Origin of the sequence: Marinitoga sp. 38H-ov, assembly GCF_011057715.1 — a bacterium.
In the GTDB taxonomy this organism is placed as follows: Bacteria; Thermotogota; Thermotogae; order Petrotogales; family Petrotogaceae; genus Marinitoga.
In genome coordinates, this window is record NZ_LNGH01000003.1 from 1 (window position 1) to 13,708 (window position 13,708).

Below are 13,708 nucleotides of genomic sequence, written 5' to 3' on the forward strand. Positions count from 1 at the left end.
CTGGCTTTCGCCCGCGTCCGAGTATATATATTACCACCTTTTCTCCACTTTGTCAACTTACATCTTCGTTAATTTTGTTAATTAATAGTGAATTGATTATATTTCAGGAAGAATAACGTATCTTTTTAACTTTTCTATATCTTCTTGTTCTCCTATTACCATCAAAGAATCTTTAGGTTCTATTTTAAAGTTTGCTTTAGGATTATAATGAGCTTTTTTATTTCTTCTTATTGCCATTACTATAACATTTAATGTTTTTGATATTTCTAATTCACCAAAATCCTTTCCTACCATCCAACTTTTTTCTGGTATTTTTATTTCCGAGAACCCAAATGTTTCACCAAAATCTGTTTGTGTTGTTTCTATAAATGATAATACATTGGGTTTAGATATCATAAGCGCCATCCTTTTTCCTGTTATTTCAGGAGGAAGTATTACATTGTCTACACCAGCATATAATAATTTTCTTAATTCTTCACTACTAGTTGCATTGGATACAATATATAATGAAGGATTTAGTGTTTTTGCTGTCAATGAGATATATAAATTATCAACATCATTTGGTAATGTTAACAATACTCCCTTTGCTTCAAATATTTTTGCTTTTATCAATATATCTTCTTCTCTTGCATCACCTATTATATAATTAATATTTTTATATTCTTCTTTTTCCAATAATCTATTTATGATATTTTCATCTTTTTCTATTACAATATATGGCACCATTTCTTTTTCAAATTCTTCTATAATATACTTACCAACCTTACCTCCACCAACTATGATATAATGATCTTTTATTTTTTCAATTCTTTTCAACATCTTTAAAACTCCCCCTATCTTTTTAAAATCTCCTTCTACTAATAATGCCGTTAAAGAGGATATTAAATATAATACAACAGATATACCTGAAAAAATTAAGATTGTATCAAATATTATAGTAGCATGAGATATATTTTCTGGCATTCCATACCCTACTGTAGATATAGTAATAGCTGTTATATAAAAAGCTGTATAGAAATCCCATCCTTCTAAAATCATAAACCCTATAACACCTATTATAAAGATTGAAACAATTATCAAAACAGACACCGTAATTTGCCTAAATATCCTTCTATATTCTTCCACAATATCACTCCCAAAAAATTGGTAATGTTTTTTTGTAATATTTTAATTGATCATCTTTTAACTTATTCTCTATATAATCTTTCAAATTTCTCCTTAAATATTTTTTTATAATTTCTTCTGAAATGCCTAAATTATACAATGATTCTTTAATTTTATTATAATCTCCCATATTTTTTAGATATTCTTCATTAATCATTAGAAATAATATTTCTTTTGTTTTATAATATCTAAAATTAAGATTATTATAATCCAATAAATTAATAATAGAAATAGGGTTTAGAGACATATTCATAGATGTTCTTTCTATAGCATTGTCATATTCATATCTATTCTTTTTATAATAAATTGAATTCAATTCTTCTAAATTTACTTTTTCCTTCTTAATGGGTATATGTTTTAAAAATCTATATATTTCACCTTCAATTTCTTTCAAATCTTCCGAATTTAATCCAAACTCATTTAAGTATTCTTTTTTTAATAATTCTTCTATATCAGGCAAAAGATTATAATCAATTAATTTATTCCACCCAGATGGTACTTTTTCTTTTTTAAATATTTCTTGTATTGTTTTCTTTTTTAATTTATATATTTGAAATATAATTTTCTCAACAAGAGCTTCTAACAATAACATATATGTATCTAAAATATCTTTTGTTTGTATTATATCTATTAACCTTTCCTCAAAAGATCCTTTTTTGAATTGATGTAGTGGAGAACCTTTATAATGCAATTCTAAAGGAGATGTGTCTATATTTTGTTTTTTTATAACTATAATGAGCTTTACTATTTTAATTAACAACTCTCTTTTTTTATTTTCTTTTATTAAATCATTAGCTATTGGAATATATTTCAAATCACCAACTTCTAAATCAACACTACCAGCAATAAACTTATACAAATAGAAAGCTAATTTGCTATTTAAAAATGCAATTAAAGAATATTTGAATTTTTCATCATTTGTAAAAATACTACTACCTTTACAATCAAATAAAAAATTTTCTGGTAAAATTCTAAATGTTGGTCCCTTAGAGGTTGTCATAGAATATGTTATGCCTGGTTTAAAATAATATTTCTTATTGGGAAGGTGATTCCCCATATTTTTTAAAGCATTATAATTTTCTTCATCAAATGCAATAACCCACCATAAGTTACCAAACCATTTATTATATGGTCCTCCTTTTGCATATGGAACCCATTTTTTATTATCTTTTTTATATCTAATTTCGCTCTTAGGAACTTGCCAATGATATCTTAAAAATCTATTATTATCTCCCGTTGCAATACCCTGTCTAACATCAGCAAATTCTATTAATTTTTTATAATGAAATATTTTTTTTATTTCATCATTTATCCAATATACAAAAGGAAATCTTGGTATTTTTTTAAATTCATTTTGATTTTCAATAAATACTTTATTGTACTCTTTTCCTTTAAATATTTCATCCTCAATATTTTTTAACTCAAATTTCTTTTCATTATACGATACATCATTTAGGTTTATATATATTCCTTTTTCATCATTTTTTTTGCTTTTTCTAAAAATATACATAGCTGTATCTACCAAAGCATCATCAAACACTCCACCTAAACCTATATGAACTAATTTTTCTATATGCATATTTTTTATTATAAACTTTCTTAATTGTTCATAACTGCTAATAAACATAAATGTCTGAGGAGTTATCATTCCCAATAATCCATTTTCTATTAAAAATTCATAATTCCTTTTAATAAAACATCCATATAAATTTTTTCTAAATTCAAAATATTTTTCTCTTATAAATTTTCTTAAATTTGGAGTATAATCATGTGAATCTGTATATGGAGGATTTGAGATAACTATATCATAATTTAAAATAAGAATTTTAAAAAATTTTTTTATTTTATCCAAATAATATTTATCCAATTTAGTTTTTTCTTCAAATAAAGGTATAATTTTCCTTTTTTGTAATTCTAAAATTTTATTTTTAGTCTCACTACTTAATGTTATAAGCGCTCCCAATTCTTCATAACCTTCAAGTTCGTTTTTAACAGATTCATATACTTCTTTTAGTTTGAAATCTTCTATATCTTCTGATTTTATTAATTTAAAATCAGTAGATACTAAATTAAAATCCAATTCACCACTATAGCCATCTGTTAAAGCTTTAATTTTTAATATTATTTTTGCAATTTCTATTGATCTTTGATCAATATCCATGCCATATATATTATTTTCAATTATATTTTTAATATAATTTTTATACCCTTGCCTTTCATAAAACTCTTTTAATCTATCATAAACTTTTATTAAAAAATGTCCGCTACCGCATGTTGGATCTAGTATTTTAAATTCTTCTAACTTCTTATTAATATTTCTTTTTTCATACTTTATCTTATATTTTTCTGCTATATATTTATCATCATATATTTCACAATAATATTTTGTAAGTGTATTATCAACCAAATATTCTACAACCCATTCTGGTGTATAAAACTGTGATTGTTCAAATAATTTAGATCTATTTTCATCTAAATTATAATATTGATATGCCCAACCTAAAATATCCTCTTTATGCCAATCTTTCACCTTATTTATTTCTTCCATGATTTTATTAGTATCTAATTTAATATCATATATTTCATCAAATAACTCCGGTATATATTCTTTTAATTCATCAAAAGATATATTAATTCCCTTTTCCAATAATAATTTTAATGCTATTATTTTGTTCAAAAAATTAAAAGTAAAATTTTCTACATATTTATTTCTCCTATTTATATAATCAATGGAAAATAAATCTTTTAACATATTAAATGTTGACTCTGCAATAATCTCATTATTGCACTTAGGGTCATATTCTTCTTCATAAAAACCTAAAATAGATAATTTTTCATTTATATTATTTCTAATAATTTTTTTTATATTCTGAATAGTATTTTTCAAATTCTCATACATTCAACTCACCTAAATATTTTTTCACCTAAATATTTTTCTCTACTAAAAAAATTCTTAAGATAAAATTCTTTTCATCTTCATTTCTAATCATATAATATTCTTTAAAACTTTCTGATTCCTTTAATAATATATAATTATCATCAGATATTTTATACACCTTTTCAATATTATCTAAAATAAAACTTACATATTTTGATTTAATCTTTATATTATTATTTTTTATTTCATTTTTTATTTCATCTGGCAATTGATTCATACTTATTTCATTATAATCTCCAAGCAAAAATTCTGAAAAATAAATATCGTATTCATCTTGCAAATCTATAGGTACCTTGTAAAATTCATATATATCATTATCAGATATTAAAATATTTTTTATACCTCTAATATAAAATGATGGGAAGGATATTAATACATTATCTCCCACATATCTAAAATTAAAATATCTAAATGCTTTTTCTTTAAAAACTTTATCTTTATACTTTATAACATAATTTGTTTCATCAATTTTATTAACAATAATAGTTTCACCTTTATCAGATTCAAATATTTCCGTATCTGCATATATATTAAACCAATCAGCTTTTTCAATTTGCAAAGTAGGTAAAACTTTAAATTCATTTAATAATTCTTCATATTGAGACCACACAAACCATACTAATAAATATGTAAAAAACATTATTGCAAATATTATTATTAAAGATTTGGCTCCTTTTTTTCTTTCTTCTTTATCAATTTTCATATTTTTACCTCCAAATTTTATAACCATTTGTTATAGGCATTCTTCTATCTTTACCAAAAGCTCTTTGCGTTATTTTTATCCCCGGGGCACCTTGCCTTCTCTTATATTCATTTAAATCTACAAGTTTAATAACATATTTTATAGTTTCTAGCTCATAACCTTCTTCTACTATTTCATCTATACTCATTTCATATTCAATATACTTTTCAAGTATAGCATCTAAGATTTCATATGGAGGTAATTTATCCTGATCGGTTTGATCTGGTCTTAATTCAGCAGATGGTGCTTTGGTAAATATATTTTCTGGTATTATCCAATCACCTTTTAATTCATTAAAATATTTAGCTAGCGCATATACTTCGGTTTTATAAACATCTTTAATTGGAGAAAAACCTCCTGCCATATCTCCGTACAATGTCGCATATCCAGTAGCAACCTCACTTTTATTACCTGTAGCTAGAGCAATATATCCTAATTTATTTGAAAAGCCCATTACTATAGTCCCTCTAATCCTAGCTTGAATATTTTCTTCTGTTACATCTATTGGCAAATCATTAAAAGCTATTTTTAATTCTTTTAATAAACTTTCAAATGTTCTTCGAATAGGAATTGTATATGTTTTCATCCCCAAATTTTTTGCTAATAACAAAGAATCTTCAATACTACCTCTAGAGGAGTATTGCGATGGCATTAATATTCCCAATACATTTTCTGGTCCAAATGTATCAACTGCCAATGCAGATACAAACGCAGAATCCATACCGCCGCTTAATCCTAATACAACTTTTGAAAATCCATTTTTATATATATAATCTTTTAACCCTAACTTTAAAGCATTATATATTTCTTCATATTTATCCATCAACAATATTTTTTTATTTGGCTTTCTAATATTCTCTTTTTTTCTCATTTTTTTATTTATTTTTACTATATCTACTTCGTTATTTTCATATATTAAATGTCTTCTTTTACCTTCTCTTAAATTAGCCCTTGTTGATGATATTGGATCAATATCTATAATATCTATTTTTTCTTCGAATAATGGCAGTGAATGTACGATCTCTCCAAACGGATTTATTACAACACTGCCCCCATCGAAAACTATTTCATCCTGACCTCCAACAAGATTTACATATACGAGCCATGTTGAAAGCTCTGAGGCCCTTGTTTTTAACATTTCTAATCTACTTTTTGGTTTACCTTTTGTATATGGCGAAGCCGATAAATTAACTATTACATGGGCCCCCATTTCTGCTAAATCAACTGCAGGTCCATTTGGTACCCATATATCTTCACATACTGTAACTCCTATTTTTAATCCATTTTCTAATTCAATTATCATAGGTTTTTTTCCTGGAGAAAAATAACGTTTTTCATCAAAAACGGAATAATTCGGTAAAAATATTTTGTGATATTTTGCCTCTTCTTTACCATTATATATAACATACGCAGAATTATATGCGTCTACCTCAAAATCTAAATTTCCTATAATTGATAATGTATTTTTACTTTTTGAATACTCTATATATTCATTTAAAATATTTCTCGAATCATTTAAAAAACCCGTTTTTAAAACCAAATCTTCAGGAGGATAACCTACAAGAAACAACTCTGGAAAAACTAATATATCAACATTTTCTTTTTCAGCTAAATCTAGTGCTTTTTTTGCCTTATCTAAATTAAAACTCAAATTTCCTACATGAGAGTTTAATTGAGCAAGACCTATTCTCAATCTCATATAATCACTCCTTTACTCTTTTTTAATATTATAACATATTTACACTTAAAAATATATTAAAAAACCCCCGAAAAATCGGGGGAAATCATTATTCTTTCCATATACCACCTATTCTCTTGACATTATCCATATCTTCTGTATTCTTATATCCAATTTCTGCTTCTTTGGTTAAAGATATTATCCTTAATCCTCCTGTACCTGCTGCTACATAAACATAATCATCATCTACAAATATATCTTCGGCAGTTCCTGCTTCTAAATCGATTTTTGAAATAGAATTCATATCATTATATGAATCAAGAGTTTCAGGATCAGATAAGTCTATTGAAATCACATAATTCACATTTATTCCATCATCTGCATCATTATCTAAATATCCAATATAAGCATTCCCGTTATATATAAATATTGTATTTGCTATTGCATCTTCAACACCATCAGAATCGCTATCATCATTACTATAATCATACATATCTACTACATCTGGATTATCTGGCGTAGATATATCTATTACAACAAGACCGTTTTCTCCATCTGCTATATATGCATAATCTCCAGAAACCGCAATATCCTTTGGATTATATGCAGTTGGAATAAAATCTGAATCGCCTGAATAATTATATGTCTTCTTATGTGTTATATTTCCAGAATTATCTACCCCAAAAACAACCAATCCATTATTTCCATCTATTACATATACATTACCATTATAATAAACTGAACCTCTAATATCGCTTAATCCAGTATTATCATTAGCATAATAAACAGGAATTGTTCCATCGGTTAATGTAACAGTGATTAATCCTAATGTATTATCTAATAATATAGCAAGATCTGCATCATTATCATTATCTGTATCAATAACATCTATATATTTTATATTAAAGCTATTAACTCCATCATCATGAATTTCATTATCATGAGTAGGTAATGTTGGATCAGATAAATCAACTATTTCAAACCCATCCGGTCCTGCTGCAACATAAACATAATTCCCATATATTTTTATATCATTTACTTCTGAATTATTTGCAACTCCATCATTATCGTTTATATTATTTGAAGTAATTTGGACAGGTGATTCTTTTTCGCTTATATCACCCACTACAAGTTTTGATTCAGATCCTGATCCAGGTTTTCCTAAAACAAATGGAGTTTTAGTGATAAATGAATATATGTCACTTGAAATTTCTGCACCATTATCATCTTTAGCTACAATTTTCCAATAATATATATATCCATATTTCAAATCTGATTCAAGTATTTTATATGACTCACTATTTTGATCAGGCGATTTTAATAACAATGAATTAGTATTTTCGCCAAAATATACATCGTAAGAAATTGAATCGCCATCATATTCTTTAGACTTCCAACTTATTGTATAATCAGTTGCTGGATCTACTTTTCCAGATTTATTTTTAGGAGATAAATTATATGGTTTTTTAGGAGGTCTATTACCACCTGTCGCCGCACTGTTTCTTTTAAATACTGGCCACTCTGTTTTAGCTATACCTTCATTTTGAGAATCATATATAATATAAAATTTGTTATCTAAAGACCCTGCATAAATATTACCATCTTTTCCTATTGCAATATTTCCGCTTATTGATTTTTTAGCATCACCAAATACCCATCTAGATGTTCCATTATCTTTTATAGAGTATATCTTACCATTAGATAAAGGAATATACAATATATTATTTGTTCCATCTGTACCTAGAGAAATTGGACCAGCTGGTTCTATTTTTGCATCATATTCTCCATTTGATAATTTCCCTGTTTCTTTGCTTAAATCTGATTTCAAGGCATGTACTTTTCCATCTTGTGTAATAACATAAATTGAATCACCCACAACTGGCGAGTATTTTATAGCAGCACCTAAATCATTACTTGATACAACCTTACCATAATTTGCACTTGTAGTATCTATATCTATAGCATATATCTTTCCAGCCAATGTTCCAATATATAATTTTTTATTTGTATTATCAATTGCTCCTGCAGCAACAACTTCTTCTACATTTTGAACATTTAATGTTACAGAAAATCTTTCATTACCGTTTTTGTCTAAAGAATATACAATTCCATTATAAGCACCAAAATATATATTTCCAGAATTATCGAGTACAGGACTTGCTTTTATTTTTTCAGATACTTGATATTTCCAATTTAAATTTCCACTATCTTTATCTATTGAATAAAAGTATCCATCTGTTGCTCCAATATAAATTGCATCAACACCAATTGCAGGAGAAGAATATAATGGAACTCCTATTATATATTCCCAATTTGATGTATTATTAACATTTACAGAATATAATTTTCCTTCTAAAGTGCCAAAGTATACATTACCATCATTATCTACTGCTGGTGTAGTTGTAATTGGACTATCAACTAAAAACGGACTTCTTTTTTCTTGACCTGTTGGCAATATTGAATACAATTTTCCAAAATTTTCATCATTTGAACCAAAATGTATTACATTTTCTGGAGAAATGACAACACCTGTTCTAATAGGATTTTCAACATCTTTTACATACTTTTGACCACCATTTTTATATCCTCTTGTTGTAAATGTTAATAAATCGCTAGATATTTCTCCATCACTTGAATCTTTTGCAACCACCTTCCAATAATACGTTGTTCCTTCTTCCAACGTTGTTAAATTGTATGTATATGGAGGTGTTTTCTCCTCTCCTTTTATTAATTCATAATTAGTTGTTTTTCCTAAATAAAAGTAATATTTTATACTTTCCCCATCTGGATCTGTTGCACTCCAATTAAATTGAATATTCTCTGTATCTATGGAACTTCCATTATTATTTATTGATGCTGGTGAGAATAATGTCTCTGTAAATTGAGGCAATCTATTTTTATTTTTTATTGTTATATAAAATTCAACTTTTGTTGGATCATTAACATGTTGACTATCCCAAGCTTTTATAACAACTTTTTTCATTACTGAATTTCCAGTTGTAACCATATCATAATCGGGAGTAAAGGTTAATGTTCCTTCTGAAGAAATTTCTAAACCATCATCTGATTTCAATTCACTTTCTTCACTTCTTGAATAAGTTATTTCATCTCCTTCTTCATCTGCAAAATATTTTGTCAAATCAATAATCAATGTTTCTGTTTCAAATACCTCTTGATTTTCTATAGTTGTAGCAGATGGCTTTAAATTAGATTCTTTTTCTGTATAAAATGAAAAAACAGATTCACTTGTTGCATTTGATGTATCTTTTACTACAACCTTCCAATAATATGTTTTTGTCAATAAATCAGTTGAAACTTCAAGTTTGTTAAATTTCTTTGTAATATCATAATTTGGAATTATATCTGATGAAAAAGATATATTCGTAGCAAGTAAAGATAGATTATCTTGTGATTCACCAAAATAAATATCATATGTTAATAAATCTCCATCTGGATCCTCTGAATACCATTTTAATATTGGTTGAATATTAGATTCTTCGCCATTTTTAGGATTTACAGCAATTGGATCTAATGGAAAATTATTAGGTTTACTTTTATCAAAATTAGCTGCTATAATAGAAAAATCGTTTATATCAATTGATCCATCTGAAAATGATGTATCATATATATTTTCCCAACCTTCTTTTTTATACATATTATATGCTGGAGCTATATCGTAAGCTTCATCATATGATGAATTTCCTTCCTTTGTATTACTATAATTTGCAAATGCTTTTACATCACTTATATCAACTATATTATCATTATTAAAATCTCCTAATAATTTTGGTTCTCTTAATTTTAATTCACCATCATGAAAATCAACATTACCGGATGAAGAGATAACTATACTTCTTTCTTCACCTGAGTTTGGATCATTAGCGAATTGAATTTTGCTAATACCTATTTTTCCTTTCCCATTCTCATCCTTTTTTGCTTTGAAATAGATTTTAAATATTTCATTATCTTCAAGGTTTATTTTCTCATTTTCTACTGTAGATAAATTTATTTCTATTTCCCCATCTTCTGAATTTATTATTGGAACCATAATTATACTATTCCCATTTATTACCGGAAAAGAATAAACTCCATTTTCACCCCTATATTGATCAATCTCTACTAAATCTTTATCATATGATATTACAAGATTTATATTTGTTACATCCATTACATTCTTTGCATATATTGTTACTTCACCATATCCATCTTTATTCATTTCTTCATCTATAATTGAAATACCGTCACTAATTGAATCTGAACTTATTTTTGTTTTTTCTACTTCTATTGGAGCAACAGAAAGGATTTTAATATCAGCTTTTTTATTCAAAACTAATATTTTATCCCCTTTTTTAAAGGGTTCTCCAATTTTTGCAATCATCAAACTATTCTGTGTATTTACACTTAAAATCCCATTTGGAATAGTATAATCATCTGCATTTAAAATTTGTAGCTCTAGCCCTTTTAAATCCTTCTTTAATATAACTTCTCCAGTATCTGTTATATTTAAATACTCTTCAGTGCTAAACGACGTTTTTTCTATCTTATCCGATTTAAAATTTGCATCTTTTGTAAGACAGCTAGACATAATAAAGATAATAGATAAGATTGTTAATAATACCAAATATTTTTTCATATCCATCCCTCCTAAAAAATTTGTATTTTTGCTATATCGCTATAATCTATCTCAAACTTATTTGAAGAACTATGAACTCCATATGCATTAGAAAATCCAATTATAGTTTCATTAGTATTTTTTATTCCATTTAAATATATTTTTAATAACGCATCATTAAAGATGCTATAGGATTCTTTAAATACAATATCTACTTTTAAATAATTATCTCCATTAGTAACTTTACTAAAATATATATTATCTTTGTCAAACAACCACTCAACTCCTGATAAACCTTTATTTATATCTACATTTATATATTCAGAATTAAAAGTAAATATAAATGATATACCTCCAACATCATTACCTTTTTCTAAATTTACTAATATATAATTGCTTTCATTGATTTTAAATTGCGCATCTTCAATATAAATAATAGCTGGTTCTTCTTTAGTAGTAAAATCAAAAATTTTACTTTCAACATAAGATTTTCCATCATTTACAATTATTTTCCAGTAATATTTAGTTTGGTATTTTAATTCATTTTCTAAATTATAAGTATTTTTATCATAATCCTCTATTATCTTTACCTCTTCATCATTATTTTCTACTTTTGTTATATCGTCACTTAAATACAATGTACATTTTAAATTATCTCCATCTGGATCAGAGACACCCCAACTTAAAGTTACATTTTTTACTTCTATACCTCCATATTTTGCAACTGGATTTACAGAATGACTTAATATATTAGGAGACCTATTTATATTTTCTACTATTATAGTAAAAGTATAATCTATATATTCATATCTATCACTAATTCTTAAAGTAACATCATATATACCTGATGCTTCATAATCAGCATAATATATATAATTAGTTGAATCATTAGTTGTAACAATTGTTCCAGGACCGGATATTAAATCAAAAATCAAATCATCACCATCAGCATCATATGAATAATTTATCAAATTTATATTTAATGTAGAATTTTCAGTAATATTTTGTTCTGGAATATCAATATTTGGTTTTGTATTTTCTATATCCTTTGTAGAAAACGAAAAAATATCTGATTCTGATACATCACCATATTCATCCATCGCAATAACTTTCCAATAATATGTATTTTTTATATACATTTTTGGCAAAAATTCTTTTTCTGTAATATTCTCCGCAACTTTAGCATTCTCTTTCTTATCTTCCACATAATTTCTATTATCACTAAAGTAAACTGTATATTTTATTTTATCTCCATCCGGATCAAATGACTCCCATTTCAATTTTTCATTTAAATCTATTCCTGTTGCATTATTTGATGGATATATTAATTCAGGTATTTCCGGTGGATAGTTAATAGTAATTGCTGAAATTTCATTTGAATAATTAGAAATCCCTACTATATCATTATTTTCTTCTTTTATTGCTCTAATTTTATAAAAATATTCTTTTTTTCTTTCTAAACTTTTATCTATATACTGTAATTCGCTTGTTTTTGATAATAATTCATATATATTATTGTTTTTTCTATATATTTCATATTTAGTTGCTTCGTTTATATTCTCCCAGGATAATGTTATTGATGATGTTGACACATTAGAAATATTTAATTGTGGAGTTGATAACGAAATTGGAATATCTTGGGTATTAAATGATATTTCATCACCTTTTACTAAACTATAACCGTCTGAAACGTCTATTCTTAAAGTGTATGTCCTTGCGTAATTTAAATTTACAATATATTCTAAACTTTTTACCTTATCAGATTTTACAACTACATTATTTTCTTTAATTACTATTGTATATTCTAATTCATCACCATCTTTATCCGTTGGTTTATTCCAAATTATTTTAAAGTTTTTAGGTGATATTGTAGAACCCTCTGATGGAGAAATTATAGAAACTTTAGATGGTAGTCTGTTTGGTATTGTTATTTTTTTCTCTACTGGTTCAGATACATAATTTTTTTTAAAATAAACAATTTGGTATAAATAAGTTTGGTGAGGGTCAAAAATATAATCCTCATATTTAGTGACTTTATTATTTACATTTGCAACTAATTTATATTCATTATCATTAATGCCTTTTTTATATATTTCATATTTTTCAGCAGAAGAAATTTGATTCCAACTTAATTCAATGTAATTTTCCTTAAAAACAATATTAAAATCTAATATATCATTAGTTTCCACCAAAAAACACGATGATAATAATATTATCATTATTAAAGTTAAAATTAGTATTCTTTTTATAATATCACCCCCAAAGTTTTATCGACTTTTTTTATTTCATTCTTTAAATTTATTTTTTATATTTATTTTTTATATTTATTTTTTATATTAAAAATGTTTAATTTTAATATAATTAAAATTGATATATTTAAGGTTATTTTCCTGAGTTTGACAGTATTTTTTTCAATAAAGCTTGAAAAAGCGGAATTATTCTAAAAAACAGTCATTGTTAACTTTTTATTAAATACAAAAGTGTCATTACACCCCCTAAATTTTGTATTTTTCTTTGAATTCTGTATAGGGTGAAATTATTTTTGGTACAGGAATATTTAATATATTTAATATT

At 25.7% G+C, this 13,708-nt stretch carries 6 protein-coding genes; all 6 read right to left on the minus strand.

What is annotated here, in order from left to right; translation table 11 throughout:
• Window positions 1-96: 96 nt before the first annotated feature.
• The gene (locus tag AS160_RS01115) at window positions 97-1,125 is read right to left on the minus strand and encodes a potassium channel protein (RefSeq protein ID WP_165144146.1); all 1,029 of its coding nucleotides are present in this window, start codon (window positions 1,123-1,125) and stop codon (window positions 97-99) included.
• Between the two features lie 4 nt (window positions 1,126-1,129).
• Complete coding sequence (locus AS160_RS01120; RefSeq protein WP_165144147.1) at window positions 1,130-4,063, minus strand: N-6 DNA methylase; 2,934 nt, start codon at window positions 4,061-4,063, stop codon at window positions 1,130-1,132.
• A 25-nt stretch (window positions 4,064-4,088) separates the two neighbouring features.
• Window positions 4,089-4,805, minus strand: coding sequence for a hypothetical protein (locus AS160_RS01125; protein WP_165144148.1), 717 nt, complete (start codon window positions 4,803-4,805; stop codon window positions 4,089-4,091).
• Window positions 4,806-4,809: 4 nt separating this feature from the next.
• Entirely contained in the window at window positions 4,810-6,543 is a 1,734-nt protein-coding gene (locus AS160_RS01130; RefSeq protein WP_165144149.1) for an NAD+ synthase, read from the minus strand.
• Window positions 6,544-6,631: 88 nt separating this feature from the next.
• On the minus strand, window positions 6,632-11,155 hold the full coding sequence (locus AS160_RS01135; RefSeq protein ID WP_165144150.1) for a PQQ-binding-like beta-propeller repeat protein: 4,524 nt from the start codon (window positions 11,153-11,155) through the stop codon (window positions 6,632-6,634).
• Window positions 11,156-11,166: 11 nt separating this feature from the next.
• Complete coding sequence (locus AS160_RS01140; protein ID WP_165144151.1) at window positions 11,167-13,353, minus strand: hypothetical protein; 2,187 nt, start codon at window positions 13,351-13,353, stop codon at window positions 11,167-11,169.
• Window positions 13,354-13,708 lie beyond the last annotated feature (355 nt).